General features: G+C 72.6%; 17 protein-coding genes. 7 read left to right on the top strand and 10 right to left on the bottom strand.

Annotated features, from left to right (window positions below):
• Window positions 1-8: 8 nt before the first annotated feature.
• The 6 genes from D581_RS0110895 to pdhA all read right to left on the bottom strand — a co-directional run bounded on the left by D581_RS0110895 (window position 9) and on the right by pdhA (window position 7,435).
• On the bottom strand, window positions 9-1,145 hold the full coding sequence (locus D581_RS0110895; protein WP_018957264.1) for a potassium channel family protein: 1,137 nt from the start codon (window positions 1,143-1,145) through the stop codon (window positions 9-11).
• Window positions 1,103-2,692, bottom strand: coding sequence for a molybdopterin molybdotransferase MoeA (locus D581_RS0110900; RefSeq protein WP_018957265.1), 1,590 nt, complete (start codon window positions 2,690-2,692; stop codon window positions 1,103-1,105). Before D581_RS0110900 ends, D581_RS0110895 begins: the two co-directional genes overlap by 43 nt.
• Entirely contained in the window at window positions 2,689-3,621 is a 933-nt protein-coding gene (locus D581_RS0110905) for a molybdenum cofactor guanylyltransferase (RefSeq protein ID WP_018957266.1), read from the bottom strand. Before D581_RS0110905 ends, D581_RS0110900 begins: the two co-directional genes overlap by 4 nt.
• Window positions 3,622-3,720: 99 nt before the next feature.
• Window positions 3,721-5,247, bottom strand: coding sequence for a dihydrolipoamide acetyltransferase family protein (locus D581_RS0110910; RefSeq protein WP_026290404.1), 1,527 nt, complete (start codon window positions 5,245-5,247; stop codon window positions 3,721-3,723).
• Window positions 5,247-6,278 carry an alpha-ketoacid dehydrogenase subunit beta gene (locus D581_RS0110915; protein WP_018957268.1) on the bottom strand — a complete coding sequence of 344 codons (1,032 nt, stop codon included), beginning with the start codon at window positions 6,276-6,278 and terminating at the stop codon, window positions 5,247-5,249. The genes D581_RS0110910 and D581_RS0110915 overlap by 1 nt, the downstream gene beginning before the upstream one ends.
• On the bottom strand, window positions 6,275-7,435 hold the full coding sequence (gene pdhA, locus D581_RS0110920; RefSeq protein WP_018957269.1) for a pyruvate dehydrogenase (acetyl-transferring) E1 component subunit alpha: 1,161 nt from the start codon (window positions 7,433-7,435) through the stop codon (window positions 6,275-6,277). Before pdhA ends, D581_RS0110915 begins: the two co-directional genes overlap by 4 nt.
• Window positions 7,436-7,657: 222 nt before the next feature.
• Between pdhA and D581_RS0110925 the strand changes: the two genes are divergently transcribed.
• Window positions 7,658-8,308, top strand: coding sequence for an Lrp/AsnC family transcriptional regulator (locus tag D581_RS0110925; protein WP_486585826.1), 651 nt, complete (start codon window positions 7,658-7,660; stop codon window positions 8,306-8,308).
• A 41-nt stretch (window positions 8,309-8,349) separates the two neighbouring features.
• Here D581_RS0110925 and D581_RS0110930 read toward each other — a convergent pair whose 3' ends face one another.
• A complete protein-coding gene (locus tag D581_RS0110930; protein ID WP_018957271.1) occupies window positions 8,350-8,946 on the bottom strand; it encodes a TetR/AcrR family transcriptional regulator in 597 nt (198 codons plus the stop codon).
• 156 nt (window positions 8,947-9,102) lie between these two features.
• Between D581_RS0110930 and paaN the strand changes: the two genes are divergently transcribed.
• Window positions 9,103-10,803, top strand: a complete 1,701-nt coding sequence (gene paaN / locus D581_RS0110935) for a phenylacetic acid degradation protein PaaN (RefSeq protein WP_018957272.1) — start codon at window positions 9,103-9,105, stop codon at window positions 10,801-10,803.
• Here the strand turns inward: paaN and D581_RS0110940 are convergent, their stop codons facing one another.
• The 3 genes from D581_RS0110940 to D581_RS0110950 are packed head-to-tail and all read right to left on the bottom strand — an operon-like array spanning window position 10,804 to window position 13,849.
• Window positions 10,804-11,544 (bottom strand): TrmH family RNA methyltransferase, encoded by a 741-nt coding sequence (locus D581_RS0110940; protein WP_018957273.1) that lies wholly within the window; start codon window positions 11,542-11,544, stop codon window positions 10,804-10,806.
• A complete protein-coding gene (locus D581_RS0110945) occupies window positions 11,541-12,992 on the bottom strand; it encodes an HTTM domain-containing protein (RefSeq protein WP_018957274.1) in 1,452 nt (483 codons plus the stop codon). Before D581_RS0110945 ends, D581_RS0110940 begins: the two co-directional genes overlap by 4 nt.
• Window positions 12,989-13,849, bottom strand: a complete 861-nt coding sequence (locus D581_RS0110950) for a DUF5819 family protein (protein WP_063738200.1) — start codon at window positions 13,847-13,849, stop codon at window positions 12,989-12,991. The genes D581_RS0110945 and D581_RS0110950 overlap by 4 nt, the downstream gene beginning before the upstream one ends.
• Window positions 13,850-13,964: 115 nt before the next feature.
• On the opposite strand from D581_RS0110950, the gene paaA reads away from it, so the two are divergent.
• Genes paaA through D581_RS0110975 form a run of 5 tightly spaced genes read left to right on the top strand, consistent with a single transcriptional unit; the run spans window position 13,965 to window position 17,561 of the window.
• Window positions 13,965-15,011 (top strand): 1,2-phenylacetyl-CoA epoxidase subunit PaaA, encoded by a 1,047-nt coding sequence (paaA, locus tag D581_RS0110955; protein WP_018957276.1) that lies wholly within the window; start codon window positions 13,965-13,967, stop codon window positions 15,009-15,011.
• The gene (gene paaB, locus D581_RS0110960) at window positions 15,008-15,298 is read left to right on the top strand and encodes a 1,2-phenylacetyl-CoA epoxidase subunit PaaB (RefSeq protein WP_018957277.1); all 291 of its coding nucleotides are present in this window, start codon (window positions 15,008-15,010) and stop codon (window positions 15,296-15,298) included. The genes paaA and paaB overlap by 4 nt, the downstream gene beginning before the upstream one ends.
• Window positions 15,295-16,011 (top strand): 1,2-phenylacetyl-CoA epoxidase subunit PaaC, encoded by a 717-nt coding sequence (gene paaC / locus D581_RS0110965; protein ID WP_018957278.1) that lies wholly within the window; start codon window positions 15,295-15,297, stop codon window positions 16,009-16,011. Before paaB ends, paaC begins: the two co-directional genes overlap by 4 nt.
• A complete protein-coding gene (gene paaD, locus D581_RS0110970) occupies window positions 16,005-16,502 on the top strand; it encodes a 1,2-phenylacetyl-CoA epoxidase subunit PaaD (RefSeq protein ID WP_018957279.1) in 498 nt (165 codons plus the stop codon). Before paaC ends, paaD begins: the two co-directional genes overlap by 7 nt.
• Window positions 16,503-17,561 (top strand): 2Fe-2S iron-sulfur cluster-binding protein, encoded by a 1,059-nt coding sequence (locus tag D581_RS0110975; protein ID WP_018957280.1) that lies wholly within the window; start codon window positions 16,503-16,505, stop codon window positions 17,559-17,561. It abuts the gene before it with no gap.
• The last annotated feature ends 52 nt before the right edge of the window (window positions 17,562-17,613 follow it).

Here is a 17,613-nt window from a genome sequence, read left to right on the forward strand (position 1 = left end):
GCGCGCGTTCAGGGGCGCGGCGGCATCGAGTTGTTCTGCGCCGAGACGGAGCTGGGGCTCTTCCGCACGATGGTGATGACCCGGTCCGTCAGCTGCAACGGGCTGGCCGCCGGGTCGTCGTAACCGAGCAGCCGGTGCCCGCGCAGGACGCTGACGACGAGGTCGTCCGTCTCCCGTACGTTCTTGCCCACCTCGGCCTTTATGACCGGCCGTTCCACCAGGTCGAGGCCGCTGCCCTGCTGGATCAGGTCCTCCATCACCGTGCCCGCGCTGGGGCTGAGGACGGAGAGGCCGAGCAGCCGCCCGGCGGCACTGGCGCTGGTGATGACGGCGTCGGCGCCGGACTGCCGCAGCAGGGGAGCGTTCTCCTCCTCGCGCACCGCCGCCACGATCTTCGCCCCGCGGTTCAGTTGACGTGCGGTCAGGGCCACCAGTACGGCGGTGTCGTCGCGCTGGGTGGCGATGATGATCTGCCGGGCCTTCTGGAGCTCCGCGCGCAGCAGGACATCGCTGCGGGTGGCGTCGCCGAGCACGCCGGTGAATCCCTCGGCGTTGGCGGCCTCGATCACCTTGGAAGCCGGGTCGACGACGACGATCTGGTCCTTCCGCAGGCCGGTGGTGCAGAGAGTCAGGATCGCCGAGCGGCCCTTCGTACCGAAGCCGACGACGACGGTGTGGTCACGCAAGTTGGATCTCCAACGCTTCAGCCGGAAGTCCTCGCGGGTCCGTTCCGTGAGGACTTCGAGAGTGGTACCGACCAGGATGATCAGGAAGAGCACGCGCAGCGGTGTCACGAGCACCACGTTGATCAGCCTGGCCCCGTCGCTGAACGGCGTGATGTCGCCGTACCCGGTGGTGGAGAGGGTGACCGTCGCGTAGTAGATCGCGTCGAGCAGATCGACCTTGCCGTCGGCGTTGTCGTTGTAGCCGCCGCGGTCGAGCCAGACGATCAGCACGGTCGCGGTCAGTACGAGCAGCGCCATCAGCAGGCGTTTGCCGACCTGGCGGGCCGGGCCGTCGACGACCCGGCGGGGCAGCATCACCCGGGTCGGCACGACCACTTCTTCGGCTCGCCTGGCCATCGCGTCGTGGCCGGGAAGTTTCACGTGAAACACCCTTCCGTCCACGGCGTCGCCGGGGCCCATGGGAGATCCAGAATCTCCACCTCGGTGCCGGACCGTACCCCGCCCGGCACCACCACGGCCAGCCCGTCCGCCGCGGCGATTCCCCGCAGCATCGCGGGCCCGTTGTAGCGCAGCGGCGCGACATGGTCCCGGCCACCCGCCCGGCCCGCGCGGTGGACCACGGGGACGAGGCGGGTGTCGTGCGGATGCCCGTGCACCTCGGCATGGACGAGAGCCCGGTACGCGTCCTGGGCGGGGCGGCCCGCGATCCCCGCGAGCAGCGGCTCCACGAGCGTCAGGAGGCCTGATACGGCCGCGAGCGGATTGCCGGGCAGCCCGACCAGGTAGGGCCCGTCCGGCGGGCCCTGCGGCTGTCCGTTCGATGCTTCCTGCGGCGGTCGCTTCGGCTGTGCCGAAGCCGGCAGCCGTGCCAGCAGCATGGGGTGGCCGGGGCGGACCGCGACACCGTCCACCAGGAGTTCGGCCCCGAGGGAATCGAGGACCGGATGCACATGGTCGACCGGGCCGGAGGCGGTGCCGCCGGTGGTGACGATCAGGTCGGCGTCGGAGGCGGTGAGGGCGTCGCTCAGCGCTTCCGCGGCGTCGCCGAGGCGGCGGGGCCCGGAGACCTCGGCGCCCAGGGCCCGCAGCCAGGGGCCGAGCATGGGGCCGAGGGCGTCCCGGATGAGCCCGTCGTGCGGCAGGCCGGAGGCGAGCAGTTCGTCGCCGAGGACGAGGATGTCGACGCGCGGACGGGGCACGGCGGGCAGCGCGTCGTACCCGGCGGCCGCGGCGAGACCGAGCACGGCCGGGGTCACGACCGTCCCGGCCGGGACGAGCTGCTCGCCCGAGCGGCACTCCTGGCCCCGGGGTCTGATGTCCTGCCCGGCGACCACCGGCCGCCTGGCGTGCAGCAGCCCCTTGGCCTCGTCGGCGTGCGCGTGCTCGCTGCGGATGACCGCTGTGGTGTCGGGCGGGACGCGGGCGCCGGTGGCGATCCGTACGGCGGTGCCGTCGGGAAGCGCGGTGCCGGGGCCGCGTCCGGCGAGGAGCCCCGCCCCGGCCCCGAACACCCAGGGCCCCGGCCCGGCGACCGCCCAGCCGTCCATGGCCGAGGTGTCGAAGGACGGCAGATCGGTGAGCGCGCCGAGCGGCTCGGCCAGCACATGCCCGAGCGCGCGGTCGAGAGGCAAACGGATCGCCGCGAGCGGAGCCGCCCGCCCCGCCCGCGCCGCGACCGCCCGCGCCCGGTCCCAGGAGAGGGGCGGGCGCGGGGGCGGAGGCGGGGCACCGGTCGGCGTGGGGCCGCCCGCGGCGGCGCTGTTGGCGCTGTTGGCGCTGTTCAGGGTGGAGTGGGGGCTGCCGATGGGGGCATCGTTCGCGTCACCGTGCGGGCCGCCGGCGGAGGCGTCCCGTCGGCGGTCGGGGTCCCGGCCCGGGCCCGATCGCGCCCCGCCGACCAGGGCGAGCGCCTGCTCGACGGCCCGCTCCGCCTCCGCCTCCGCATGTGCGAGTTCGTCCGGGTCAGGGCGGGAGCGACCGGGTCCGACCGGGTCGGGGCCGGTCATGGGGTCCCGGTCCCTTCGCGCCCCGCGTCGGGCTTCGTCTCCGCGTCCGCTTCCGCTTTCGTCTCCGCGTTCGTCTCCGCGTTCGCTTCTGCTTCCCAGCTCAGGGCCAGGGCGGTGGCCTTGCGAGCGGCCTCCGTGACCGCTGCCGCGGCCTCGTCGGGACCCGCGCCCGCGCTCGCCCTGGCCGCCGCGTACCCGACCAGGAAGGTCGTGAGCGGTGCGGCGGGGCGGGCCACTCCGTGCGCGGCGTCACGGGCGAGGTCGAGCAGGACACCGGTGTCGACGTCGAGTTCGATTCCCAGTTCGTTCTTGACCGAGGTGATCCATTCGTCCAGCACGGCCCCATGCTCCCTGATCCGGGCTCTGGCGGCCGCGATGTCGCCCCAAGTGTCGCAATCGAACGCGGCGTCGGGGCCCGCGTCGAGCCGGGCGAGGTCGAGCTCCGCCGTCAGGAGCCGGAGCGGCAGCCCGGCGAGCCCCCCGTACTCGGTGGCGAGCAGGGCCAGCTCCCGGCGGAGCGGCTCGGCGCGGTAGGCGGCCACCAGCGGCTGGTCACGCCCGCCGGGGTCGGTGCACAGGGCCCCTTCCCGGCCGGGCTGTCCGGCCGCGGCGAGCAGCGCGTCGACCGTCCCCGCGCCGAGGAACGGAAGGTCGGCGGAGAGGACGAGGACGCGCTCGGCCGTCGTCAGCCGCAGCCCCGCCCCCAGCGCCGCCAACGGGCCGCCGCCGCGCGGCACTTCCCGGGTCCAGAGCACCGGTCTGGCGGTGGCGCGACGACCGCCCACCACGACGGTGAGCGCCGCGCCGGCGCAGGCCGCGAGCACCCGGTCGAGCAGCGCCCGGCCGCCCACCCGGACTCCTGGCTTGTCGGCACCGCCGAGCCGCTTCGCGGCCCCGCCGGCAAGGACGATCACGTCATAGGCGGTCATACGTCGAGTATGGGCGGCGGCCCGGAGCGACGCCCCCGCCGGGGTGGCCGGAGGGCCCGGCCCCGGAAGGGCGCGTCAGGCGGGGCGCCGGCCGGTCGGCTACAGGGCGCGCAGCAGCACCGCCGGCTGCTCCACGCAGTCCGCCACATACCGGAGGAAGCCGCCCGCGGTTCCGCCGTCGCACACCCGGTGGTCGAAGGTGAGGGACAGCTGGACGACCTGACGTACGGCCAGTTCGCCCTGGTGTACCCACGGCTTGGGCATGATCCGGCCGACGCCGAGCATCGCCGCTTCCGGGTGGTTGATGATCGGCGTCGAACCGTCGACCCCGAACACCCCGTAGTTGTTCAGCGTGAACGTGCCTCCGGTCAGCTGGGCCGGGCTCAGCTTCCCGGTCCGCGCCAGCTCGGTCAGCCGGGCGATCTCGGCCCCGATCGACTCGACGTTGCGGGTGTGCGCGTCCCGGACGACCGGAACGACGAGGCCCCGCTCGGTCTGGGCCGCGAACCCGAGGTGCACGCCGGGCAGCCGGACGATCTCCCGGGCCTCCGTGTCCACGGTGGAGTTGAGCTCGGGGAACCGGGCCAGCGCCGCCGTGCAGATCCTCGCCAGCAGGGCCAGGACCGACACCTTCGGCCCGGCGGACGGGCCCGTGGCCGCGTTCATCGCGGCCCTGACCGCCATCAGCTCGGTGGCGTCCGCGTCGACCCAGCAGGTGGCGTCCGGGATCTCGGTCCGGCTCCGCGACAGCTTGTCGGCGACCGCTCCGCGCACCCCGCGCAGCGGGATCCGTACGACGGCCGGAGCAGCCGGGGGAGCGGGAGCCGCAGACGCCCGGGCCGGTGCCTGCTCCGGTGCCTGCTCCGGTGCCTTGGCCGGTGCCTGGGCCACACGTGCCGTCGCCGCCGCGGTCTCCTCCGCCTGCCGGATCGCGCCGTCGACGTCGGCGCGCAGGATCAGCCCGTCGGGACCCGAACCCGCCAGCCGCCGCAGATCGATGGCGTGCTGCCGGGCCAGCCGGCGTACCAGCGGAGAGACCACCGGCACGGGCTCCTGCCCGTTCATCACAGCGACAGCCGCGGCCGCGGGAGCGGTCTCGGTGGCAGCGGACGCGGGAGCCGTGGCGGACGCCGCCGGGGCGAGCGCGAGCTCGTCGGCCCCCGAAGCGTCGGGCACCGGGGTCTGGGCGACCGTCCGGTCGAGTCGGTCCGGCCGGATGCGCCGACGCCTCGCGGCGGGAGCGCCCGTCCCGTACCCCACGAGCACGTTCCCCGAGCCGCCGGAGGACGCCGTGGCGGAGGTGGAGCCGGTGGAGGATGCGGAGGCGGTGGAGGATGCGGCGGAGGACGGGGAAGCCCCGGAGAGATCCAGCTCCTCCGGCGCTCCGACGGCGACCGTCAGCAGCGGTGCGCCCACGGGGAGTTCCGTGCCCTCCTCGCCGAACCGCGCCGTCACCACGCCCCCGTAGGGGCAGGGCACCTCCACCATGGCCTTGGCAGTCTCGACCTCGACGACGGGCTGGTCGATGGCGACGACATCGCCGACCTCCACCAGCCAACGGACGATCTGCGCCTCGGTCAGTCCCTCACCGAGGTCCGGCAGTTTGAATTCGAGCACCCTGGCCATCAGCTGTCCGCCTCCCACTGCAACCGGGCCACCGCGTCGAGCACCCGGTCCACTCCCGGCAGATGGTGCCGCTCCAGCATGGGCGGCGGGTAGGGGATGTCGAACCCGGCCACCCGCAGCACCGGAGCCTCCAGATGGTGGAAGCACCGCTCGGTGATCCGGGCCGCGATCTCACCGCCGGGCCCGCCGAATCCGGGGGACTCATGGACGACTACCGCTCGCCCGGTGCGCCGCACCGACGCGGCCACCGTCTCGTCGTCGAACGGCACCAGCGAGCGCAGATCCACCACTTCGAGGTCCCAGCCCTCGGCGACCGCCGCCTCGGCGGCCTCCATGCAGACCGGCAGGGAGGGCCCGTACGTGATCAGCGTGGCGCTGCGCCCGGGACGGCGCACCACGGCCTTGCCGATCGGCTCGACCGCGGCGGGAGCCTCGGGCGACCAGTCGGCCTTGGACCAGTAGAGCCGCTTGGGCTCCAGGAAGATCACCGGGTCGTCCGAGGCGATCGACTCGCGCAGCAGCCCGTACGCGTCGTCGACCGTGGCCGGTGTGACGACGTGCAGGCCGGGGGTGGCCATGTAGTACGCCTCGGAGGAGTCGCTGTGGTGCTCGACCCCGCCGATCCCGCCCCCGTACGGCACCCGCACGGTGATGGGCAGCGGCATGGCCCCGCCGGTGCGGTTGCGCATCTTCGCGACATGGCTCATCAACTGCTCGAACGCGGGGTAGGCGAACGCGTCGAACTGCATCTCCACCACGGGCCGCAGCCCGTACATCGCCATGCCGACGGCCGCGCCGAGGATGCCCGCCTCGGCCAGCGGGGTGTCGGTGCAACGGTCGTCGCCGAACTCCTTCGCCAGCCCGTCGGTGATCCGGAAGACCCCGCCGAGCGTGCCCACGTCCTCACCGAGCACGTGAACGGTGGGGTCCTCTGCCATCGAGTCGCGGAGCGCGCGCCCGAGGGCCTGCGCCATCGTGGCCGGCTTCGCCTTCGTCCGACGTCCGTCGGCCGTCACTGCCGCGGTCGTCATCGTCCCGCCTCCGCGTCGTGCTCGTCGTGGTCCTGCTCGGCGTCCAGCTCGGCACGCAGGGCGGCGGCCTGCTCCCGGAGCTGGCTGGTCTGTTCGGCGTAGACATGGGTGAACAGGTCCATCGGGGCCAGCTCCGGATCCGCGTTCATCCGGTCGCGCAGGGCGGCGGCCATGCGTTCCGCGGCCTCCTTCGCCTGCGCGATGCCCGCGTCGTCCAGCAGCCCGCGCCCCGTCAGCTCACGCTCCAGCAGCCGCACCGGGTCGTGCGCCTTCCAGGCCTCGACCTCGCTGTCGACCCGGTAGCGGGTGGCGTCGTCGGCGTTCGTGTGGGCTTCCATGCGGTAGGTGACGGCCTCGACGAGGGTCGGGCCCTCGCCGCGCCGGGCCCGCGCCACGGCCTCGCCGAGGACCTGGTGCACCGCGGCGGCGTCGTTGCCGTCGACGAGGCGGCCCGGCATCCCGTATCCGACGGCCTTGTGGGCGAGGGAGGGGGCGGCGGTCTGCTTGGCCAGCGGAACGGAGATCGCGAAGCCGTTGTTCTGGACGAAGAAGACCACCGGGGCCTTCCAGACGGCCGCGAAATTCAGCGCCTCGTGGAAGTCGCCCTCGCTGGTACCGCCGTCGCCGACCATGGCGAGCGCCACCACGTCGTCGCCCTTGAGCCGGGCGGCATGCGCCAGCCCCACGGCGTGCGGGAGCTGAGTGGCCAGGGGCGTGCACAGCGGGGCGATGCGATGCTCGCGCGGGTCGTAGCCGGTGTGCCGGTCTCCCCGCAGCAGGGTCAGCGCCTCCACGGGGTCCAGGCCGCGCGCGACAGCGGCCAGCGTGTCGCGATAGCTGGGGAAGAGCCAGTCGCGCTCCTCCAGGACCAGGGCCGCGGCGATCTCGCACGCCTCCTGGCCGGTGCTCGACGGGTAGACCGCCAGCCGGCCCTGTTTCGTCAGCGCGGTGGCCTGGGCGTTGTAGCGGCGTCCGCGGACCAGCTCGGCGTGGAGCCGGAGCAACAGCTGGGGGTCGACGTCGGCGACCGCGTCCGTACCGATCACCCGGTAGGGCTCCGGGTCCGGGAGCAGCGGGGCGGGGTCGGTGATCGGCTTCCAGGCCGGGGGCGGCGTGGGCCGGTAGGCGGCCGCGCCGGGCAGCTCTTGGACCGTCATGAGAAGCACCTCCTGGCATCGAGGGAGATCGGGGGTGGTCGATCGGGGGTCGACAGGGAGCGAGACGTCGACGGGTGGGCGGGGCACGGATGTGGTGTGCCTCACCTACCGATTGTTCGGTCGCGGGGGCATTTTGGCTACAGGCACCGCCAGCCTGTGGACAAACGGTTCTCCACAGCCTGGGATAGGAACAGGTCGTCCACAACAGGGAGGCGCGGGCCGATGGCAGCTGAACAAATGGCCGACAGGGGCGAGGAGCCGCGCCAGGCGGCGCCCGCGGCCGCACCGCCGACCGCGCCCTCCGCCACGCCGCCGACCGCGTCCGCGGCCGTACCGGGGGCCTCGTCCGCGGTCGTCCCGTCGACCGCACCTGCCGGCCCGGTGGCGGAGCCCCCGGTTCCGCCCGCGCGGCCGCTGGACGCCATCGACCGCGACATCCTGCGCATCCTCCAGACGGACGGACGCGCGTCGATACGTTCCGTGGCCGAACGGGTCCACGTCTCGCGCGCCAACGCCTACGCCCGGATCAACCGGCTCGTCGAGGACGGCGTGATCCGCGGCTTCGGCGCCCGGGTCGACCACGAGCGGGCGGGCCAGGGGGCGTCCGCGTACATCACGCTCAAGATCGTGCAGAACTCCTGGCGCACCGTGCGCGAGCAGCTTCAGGCCCTGCCGGGGGCCACACACATCGCCCTGGTCAGCGGCGACTTCGACGTACTGCTCCTGGTGCACACGCCGGACAACCGGGCCCTGCGGGAGCTGGTCCTCACCCGGATCCAGTCCATCCCCGAGGTGCTCTCGACGCGCACCCTGCTGGTGTTCGAGGAGACGGACCTCGGACCGCGCCCGGACCGGCCGGCCGAACTCGCCTGACCGCGAAGCCGGCCGAGCTCGCCCGACCGCGCAGGGAGGGCTCAGCGGCCGTTCGCCCGCAGCCCCTCGAAGGCCAGCTGGACGATGGTGTCCGCGAGCTGCTCCTCCCCCGGGAAACCGCCCGGCTGCGGGCGGTACCACTCGACCAGCGAGTTGACCATGCCGAACAGCAGCCGGGTCGCCAGCCGTATGTCCACGTCCGCGCGGAGGTCGCCCTCGGTGACCGCCGCCTGGAGCAGCTCCGACACCCGCTGGTCGAACTCGCGGCGCCGCTCCAGCGCCCAACGCTCCGTCTTCGTGTTGCCCCGCACGCGCAGCAGCAGGGTGACGTAGGGGACCTCGGCCATCAGCAGGTCGACCGTCCGGCGCGTGACGTACTCGACCCGCTCGACCGCGCGCCCGCGCTGCGCCCCCGGCTCGTCGAGGATGGCGAAGAGCCCGTCGAGCGCCCGGCTCACGGCCCGGCGCAGCAGTTCCTCCTTACCCGCCACATGGTGGTAGATGGAGGATTTCGAGATGCCCGCCGCCCGGGAGAGGTGCTCCATGGAGGTGCCGTCGTAGCCGCGCTCGTTGAAGACACGGACGGCGACGGTGAGCAGGGTCTCCGGTGTGTACGTGTCCCGCTTGGCCGTGGTCATGTCCGCGATCCTCCCCCATGAGGGACCGGCCCCGCACAGGCGGGGACCGTCGAAGTTGTCCACAGGTTCTCCGGGACCTCTTGTCCCGACCGATCGTTCGGTTACTCTGGCTCCGTCCGTACGTCCCCGCCCGGCTCGATGAGGAGTTGGTCCGCCATGGCCGCCGTGCTCACCCCCCAGCAGCTGTCCGAGACCCACCGGCCCACGCTCGACCAGGCCCTCGAAACGATCTGTACCCGCGCGTACTGGTCGCCGCACCCCGAGCACCCGAAGGCCTACGGGGAGGGGGGCGCCCCGGGCAGTCTCGGCGCGGCCGAGGGCAAGGCCGCTTTCGACGCCGTCCTGAACACCCGTCTCGACCTGGGTCAGCCCGGCACCGACGGCTGGACCGGCGGCGAGGTCTCGCCGTACGGGCCGGAGCTCGGCGTCGAGTATCCGCACGCCGATCTGGACGTCCTGCTCCCGGCGATGAAGGCCGGCACGGCCGCCTGGCGGGCGGCGGGACCGGAGATCCGGGCCCTGGTCTGTCTGGAGATCCTTTCGCGGATCAGCGCCCGCACTCACGAGCTGGCCCACGCCGTGATGCACACGAGCGGCCAGGCCTTCATGATGGCGTTCCAGGCGGGCGGCCCGCACGCCCAGGACCGTGGCCTGGAGGCCGTGGCATACGCCTACCGGGAGCAGGTCCGCACCCCGGAGACCGCCGACTGGTCCAAGCCGCAGGGCAAGCGCGATCCGCTGAAGCTGCACAAGTCGTTCATCACGTCCGGCCGCGGCATCGCGCTGCTCGTCGGCTGCAACACGTTCCCCACGTGGAACGGCTATCCCGGCCTCTTCGCCTCCCTCGCCACCGGCAACCCGGTGCTGGTCAAGCCGCACCCGCGCGCCGTGCTTCCGCTGGCCCTCACGGTCTCCATCGCCCGCGAGGTGCTGAGCGAGGCGGGCTTCGACCCGAATCTGGTCGCGCTGGCCGCCGAGCGGCCCGGCGAGGGCATCGCCAAGCCCCTCGCGGTCCGCCCCGAGATCCGGATCATCGACTACACCGGCTCCACCGCCTTCGGCGACTGGCTGGAGGAGAACGCCCGCCAGGCCCAGGTCTACACGGAGAAGGCCGGCGTCAACACGATCGTCGTCGACTCCACCGACGACTACCGGGGCATGCTCGCCAACCTGGCGTTCTCCCTCTCGCTGTACAGCGGCCAGATGTGCACCACCCCGCAGAACCTGCTGATCCCCCGGGACGGCATCGCCACCGACGACGGCGCCAAGTCCTACGACGACGTGGTCGCCGACATCGCGGCCGCCGTCACCGGACTGCTCGGAGACGACGCGCGCGCGTCCGCCCTGCTCGGCGCGCTGGTCAACCCGGACGTCAGGGCCCGGGTGGAGGCGGCCGGTGAGCTGGGCGAGGTGGCCCTCCCCTCGCGTACGGTCGCGAACGCCGAATTCCCCGACGCGGTCGTCCGTACGCCGGTCGTCGTGAAGCTCGACGGCACCAAGACCGACGACGGCGCGGCCTACCTCTCGGAGTGCTTCGGACCGGTCTCCTTCGCCGTCGCCGTCGAGTCGACGACCGCCGCCCTGGACCTGCTCCGCCGGACGATCCGCGACAAGGGGGCGATGACGGTCGGCGCCTACACCACGTCCCCCGAGGTGGAGCGTGCCGTCGAGGAGGTCTGCCTCGACGAGTCGGCCCAGCTCTCGCTGAACCTGACCGGCGGGGTCTACGTCAACCAGACCGCGGCCTTCTCCGACTTCCACGGCTCCGGTGGCAACCCCGCAGCGAACGCGGCGCTCTGCGACGGAGCCTTCGTCGCCAACCGCTTCCGCGTGGTGGAGGTGCGCCGCCAGGCGTGACTAGAGGTTCCCTCGCGGGTCCGGGACGTCGGCGTGGCGCTGTACCCACGCGTGCATCGCGATGGCCGCGGCGGCGCCCGCGTTGATGGACCGGGTCGAGCCGAACTGCGCGATCGAGCACACCATGGAGGCGTGCTCACGCGCTTCCTCGGTCAGACCCGGCCCCTCCTGACCGAAGAGCAGGACGCAGCGGCGCGGCAGCTCGGTGCGCTCCAGCGGTACGGCGCCGGGGAGGTTGTCGATCCCGATGATCGGCAGCCCCTCGGCCGCAGCCCACGCGGTCAGGTCCGCCGTGTCGGGGTGGTGGCGCACATGCTGGTAGCGGTCGGTGACCATGGCCCCGCGCCGGTTCCAGCGCCGTCGGCCCACGATGTGGATCTCCTTGGCCAGGAAGGCGTTGGCGGTCCGCACCACCGAGCCGATGTTGAAGTCGTGGCCCCAGTTCTCCACGGCGACGTGGAAGTCGTGCCGCCGCAGGTCGAGATCGGCGACGATCGCCTCCCGCGTCCAGTAGCGGTACGCGTCACCGACGTTGCGCCGGTCGCCCTGGGCCAGCAGCTCGGGGTCGTAGCGCTCGCCCTCGGGCCAGGGCAGCGGGTGCGGCCCGACACCGACCGGCTGGCCGTAGCCGTCGTCGTACTGGACGGGTTCCTCCTGAGGAGGCCCCGCCGGGGAGTCTTCCGCCGGGCGGGGTTCCGCCGCTGTCGGGGTCTGCTGGGTTCTGCCGGTCTCACTGCTCACCCGACGAGCGTATGGCCCCCGCCGCCACCCTGGAGCCGGGGCTCCTCCGTACCGCCCCGGCCGTCCTTCACCGGCCCGGCCTCCGCCGGGCCCGCGGGGTCGTGCGCCGCGTCGACGGTTCCGGGCTTCCCCGGTGTGCGCGACCGGCCGGGCAGCCCGGAGAGCAGCCGCCGCCCGCCGTTCGTGGCGCGGGCTCCCAGCCACATGAGGAAGGCCGTCGGCAGGAACACGGCGTCGGCCGCGATCATCGCCATGGAGAAGAACGGCAGCCCCAGGAGCAGGGCGATGCCCGCGTGCTCGCAGATCATCACGACCAGCAGGACGTTCTTGACGCGCCGGTTGAACAGCGTGAACGGAAAGGCGACCTGCACGATGACCGTGCCGTACGTCAGCACCATCACCATCAGCCCACTGGCGCCCAGGATGTCCGAGAGGGCGGGCCACGGGGTGAAGTAGTCGAGGTTGAGCGGGTAGTAGAGCGCCGTGCCGTCCTGCCAGCGCGATCCCTGGATCTTGTACCAGCCTGCGGTCGCGTAGATCAGGCAGACCTCGGCCATGATCACGGCGAGCGTGGCGTTGTGCATGAGGTTGGCCAGCACATCGAGCAGGGTGCGGGGCTCGCCGTGCGGCAGGTAGCGGTTCACGGCCCACCAGGCGGCGGCGGAGAGCCAGATCGTCCACAGCAGGGTGGGGAGCCACCAGGTGCCGCCGAGACCGCCCATCAGCGTGGCCGCCACGAGGACGGGGCCGAGGAGTACCCAGAGCACCGGGCCCACGATGTCCCGCGGGGGCGGCAGGCCCGCCGAGTCACGCTGCGCGTTGCGCGCCGCGCGCCGGGCGTCCAGCGACCAGACCTGGGCGCAGCGCGTCAGTATCAGGTAGATCGCCATGAGGTGGACGACGTTGTCGCCGCCGTCGCCCATGAAGATGCTGCGGTTCTGCACGGAGAGCACGCCGACCATGAAGAGGACGGACATGGTCCGTGTCCGCCACCCGAGCAGCAGCGCCGCAGCGGACAGCAGAGTGAGGGCGTACACGGCCTCGAACCAGACCGTGCTGTCCGTCCACATCAGGACGGAGAAGGCCTCGTTGCCGTCGGTGAGCTGGCGGGCCAGGTCCCAGTGCCACGGGCTGTCCGGGCCGTACAGCTCATGGCGGTTGGGCAGCTCGCGCAGCAGGAAGAAGAGGTAGGTGGCGGCGAAGCCGATCCGGACGACGGCGCTCTGGTACGGGCCGAGGGCCGAGGCGGTGACGCGCTGGAGGGCACGGGCGGGGCCACCGCCGGGGCCGCCGGGGCCGCCGGGGCCGCCGGGAGGGGGCGCGGCCGGGCGGGGAGCCGGGGGCCGGGCGCCCGCGTTCCGGGGGCCGGCGTTCCACGTGCCGGCGTTCTGTGGGCCGGCGGCCCGGGGTCCCCCATCCTGGGGGCCGGCGGGCGAGGGGACGGTCACTGGTTCTCCTCCACGCCGCGTGCCTCGTCCCGGTCCTGGTCCGCGGCACGCCCGGGGAGATCGTCCGGTGTCACGGTCCACCAGGGGAGTACCCGGTAGACGGGCCGGGTGCTGATCTTCTCGTTGCTCCACGGGGGCGGGGCGATGGAGCTGGTGGCGGAACGGAGCTGGATGCGCTCGATCGTGCCGCCGTGGTCACGCTCGCTCAGCCGCAGCATCGTGATGCGCCGCACGTAGCGCTCGGAGAGATCCCCGCGCAGACCGTTGGGGCGGTTCTCGCTGTCGTGAGAATTGACGTAGAAGTCCCAGCCCCGACGGAGCTCGTTCTGGTCCACATGGCTGGGGAAGAGGTTGCCGCGTATCTGTTCGCCGTCCTCCTGCGTCAGGTTCATCCACCTGGTCGTACGGCGGCCGTCGGCCCCGGCCCCCACCACTTCGGCGCGCACGTGGACGGCGACGTTCTGCTGAAGCGGGTTGGGAGCGAAGAGCTTCCAGTTCTGCTCGAACTCCGGGTAGATCCAGCGGTCGATCGTCTTCCCGTGCTGTTTGGACAGCGTGTTGGACGGGGCGACGTGCAGGAACACCATGGCCACCTGCGTGCAGGCGAGCAGCCCGATCAGGGACAGCGCCAGGGCCGCGACCACCTGGTAGGGAAAGGAGAGCCCGGCTATGCCCCGGCCGGTGGCCGAGGGGTCCACGGGATCCGGCACAGGCACCGGGACCGGCGCCAGGGGCGTCGGCGGGGACGTCGGCGGTATGGCTTCGGGGGTGTCCCGCGCTTCCGCCGGCCGGTTCAACGCCTGCGGCCAGACGTCCTTCCCCCCGCCCTCAAAGCTCCTGTCGTGGTCCGAATCCATCCCGCCCCGATCGCTGTCGATCACCACTCAGTTATCCACAGGGTTGACACCCTACGGGCCTCCGACTCACCATTGAAGTCAAGGAACCGAACGATCGGTCGGTAGGGAGCCCGGGATGGCGGCAGTGACTGCGGACCAGACGACGCAGAAGACGCTCGGCACGGAGGATGCGGTGGACGCGGACCGCATCGCGGCTTTCGACGCGACCGTGGCGGCGGACGAGCGGATCGAGCCGCGCGACTGGATGCCCGACGCCTACCGGGCGACGCTGGTGCGCCAGATGGCCCAGCACGCCCACTCGGAGATCATCGGCATGCAGCCCGAGGCCAACTGGATCACCCGGGCGCCCTCGCTGCGCCGCAAGGCGATCCTCATGGCCAAGGTGCAGGACGAGGCGGGCCACGGCCTGTATCTCTACAGCGCCGCCGAGACCCTGGGCACCAGCCGCGAGGAGCTGCTCGACAAGCTCCACGCGGGCCGCCAGCGCTATTCGTCGATCTTCAACTACCCCACGCTGACGTGGGCCGACGTCGGCGCCATCGGCTGGCTGGTGGACGGGGCGGCGATCACCAACCAGGTGCCGCTCTGCCGCTGCTCCTACGGCCCCTACGCCCGCGCGATGGTCCGCATCTGCAAGGAGGAGTCCTTCCACCAGCGCCAGGGGTACGAGCTGCTGCTCGCCCTCAGCCGCGGCACCGAGGCCCAGCACGCCATGGCCCAGGACGCGGTGAATCGCTGGTGGTGGCCGTCCTTGATGATGTTCGGCCCGCCCGACGACGCCTCGTCGCACTCCGAGCAGTCCATGGCCTGGAAGATCAAGCGGCACTCCAACGACGAGCTGCGCCGACGCTTCGTGGACATCTGCGTTCCCCAGGCCGAAGCGCTGGGCCTGGAGCTCCCCGACCCCGACATCCGGTGGAACGAGGAGCTCGGCCGGCACGAGTTCGGCGCGATCGACTGGGCCGAGTTCCAGGCGGTCCTCAAGGGCGACGGCCCCTGCAACGAAGAGCGGATCACCCAGCGACGCAGGGCCCACGAGGAGGGCGCCTGGGTCCGCGACGCGGCAGCGGCGTACGCCGCCAAGCACGCCCCGGCGCAGCCATCACCCCGGACACCGGCACAGCACAGCGCGCCCGCGCACCACGTGGAGGAGACGGCATGAGCAGCTCGACCGACTGGCCTCTGTGGGAGGTCTTCGTGCGCTCGCGCCGCGGGCTGTCCCACACCCATGCGGGCAGCCTGCACGCGCCGGACGCCGAGATGGCCCTGCGCAACGCCCGCGACCTCTACACCCGCCGCTCGGAAGGCGTCTCGATCTGGGTGGTGCCATCCACCGGGATCACCGCCTCCTCCCCCGACGAGAAGGACTCCTTCTTCGAGCCGGCCGGCGACAAGCCCTACCGCCACCCGACCTTCTACGAGATCCCGGACGGGGTGAACCACCTGTGAGCGCCGCCCTCGCCCTCGGCGACGACGCGCTGGTGCTCTCGCACCGGCTGGGGGAGTGGGCCGGCCACGCCCCCGTCCTGGAGGAGGATGTGGCTCTCGCCAACATCGCCCTCGATCTGCTGGGACAGGCCCGGGTGCTGCTCTCGCTCGTCGGCGACGAGGACGAGCTCGCCTACCTCCGCGAGGAGCGGGCCTTCCGCAACCTCCAACTGGTCGAGCAGCCGAACGGGGACTTCGCGCACACCATCGCCCGGCAGCTCTACTTCTCGGTCTACCAGCACCTGCTGTACGAGCGACTGGCGGCCGGGGACAGCGAGTTCAGCGGACTCGCCGCGAAGGCCGTCAAGGAGGTGGCCTACCACCGCGACCACGCCGAGCAGTGGGTCCTGAGGCTCGGTGACGGCACCGAGGAGAGCCACAACCGGATGCGGAGCGGCCTGGACGCGCTGTGGCGGTTCACCGGGGAGATGTTCCAGCCGGTCGAGGGGCTCGACTCCCCGGACTCCGGTGTCGACTGGCAGGCACTGGAGGCCGGTTGGCTCGCCGCCGTCACCGATGTCGTCGAGCGGGCGGGTCTGACCCTCCCGACGGGCCGACGGACGGGGGGCTGGGCGGCCGGAGCGGGCCGGCAGGGCCTGCACACCGAGCCGTTCGGCCGAATGATCGCCGAGATGCAGCACCTGCACCGCAGCCATCCGGGGGCGTCATGGTGACCGACACCCGGCTGGAGGCGGAGCTGCGCGATCTCGCCGGCTCCGTGCCCGACCCCGAACTGCCGGTGCTGACCCTGGCGGAGCTCGGCGTCCTGCGGGACGTACGCCTGGACGGGCCGGGCCGGGTGACCGTACAGCTCACTCCGACCTACACCGGCTGCCCGGCGATCGAGGCGATGTCCGCCGACATCGAGCGGGTGCTCCACGACCACGGCGTACCGGACGTCTCCGTGGTCACCGTCCTGGCTCCGGCCTGGTCGACGGAGGACATCAGCGCCGAAGGACGCCGCAAGCTCGCCGAGTTCGGCATCGCCCCGCCGCGCGCCCAGGGCCCCGACGGCGGCCCCGTGCCGCTGACGCTCTCGGTGCGCTGCCCGCACTGCGGTTCCACGGACACGGAACTGCTCAGCCGGTTCTCCTCCACGGCATGCAAGGCCCTGCGCCGCTGCGTCGCCTGCCGTGAGCCGTTCGACCACTTCAAGGAGTTGTAGATGTTCCATCCGCTCCGGGTCAGCGCGATCGAACGGATCACGGACGACGCGGTGGCCGTGACGCTCGCCGTGCCGGCCGAGCTGCGCGAGACCTTCCGCCACACCCCCGGCCAGCATCTGAACGTGCGCTACACCGTGGACGGCCAGGAGATCCGCCGTTCGTACTCGATCTGCGCACCGGCCACCGAACAGCCCGGCGAACCGGTCCTGCGGGTGGGCATCCGCAGGGTCGACGGCGGGGCGTTCTCCACGTACGCCCTGAAGGAGCTGGCCGTCGGGGACCGGGTGGAGGCCATGCCTCCGATGGGCCGCTTCGTCCTGAAGCCGCGTCCCGGCCTGTTCGCGGCGGTGGTCGGCGGCAGCGGCATCACCCCGGTGCTGTCCATGGCGGCCACCCTGCTCGACCGGGAACCGACGGCCCGGTTCTGCCTGATCCGCAGCGACCGCACAGCGGCCTCCACGATGTTCCTCGACGAGGTGGCCGACCTCAAGGACCGGTATCCGGACCGCTTCCAGCTGGTCACCGCGCTCTCCCGGGAGGAGCAGTCGGCCGGCCTCCCCTCCGGGCGGCTGGACGCCGAACGGCTCACCGGCCTGCTGCCCGCCGTGCTGCCGGTGGCGGAGGTGGACGGCTGGTTCCTGTGCGGGCCGCTCGGTCTCGTACGGGGCACGGAGAAGGCCCTGAGAACACTCGGCGTCGACCGCTCCCGGGTCCACCAGGAGATCTTCCACGTCGACGAGGGCCCCACCGACGTGACGGTGGCCAAGGTCGCCGCCCCGTCCGACGCCGTGCTGACGGCCACCCTCCACGGCCGCTCGGGCAGCTGGCCCGTGCAGGACACCGAATCCCTGCTGGAGACGGTGCTGCGAAGCCGCTCGGACGCTCCGTACGCCTGCAAGGGAGGGGTGTGCGGGACCTGCCGGGCCTTCCTCGTCTCGGGCGAGGTCCGGATGGACCGCAACTTCGCGCTGGAACCGGAGGAGACGGGGGCGGGCTTCGTGCTGGCCTGTCAGTCGCATCCGCTCACCGCGGAGGTGGAGTTGGACTTCGACCGCTGAGGTCGCTGGGGTCGCTGGGGCCACGGGGTCGCTGGGGCCACGGGGTCGCTGG

The organism is Streptomyces sp. CNB091, assembly GCF_000377965.1.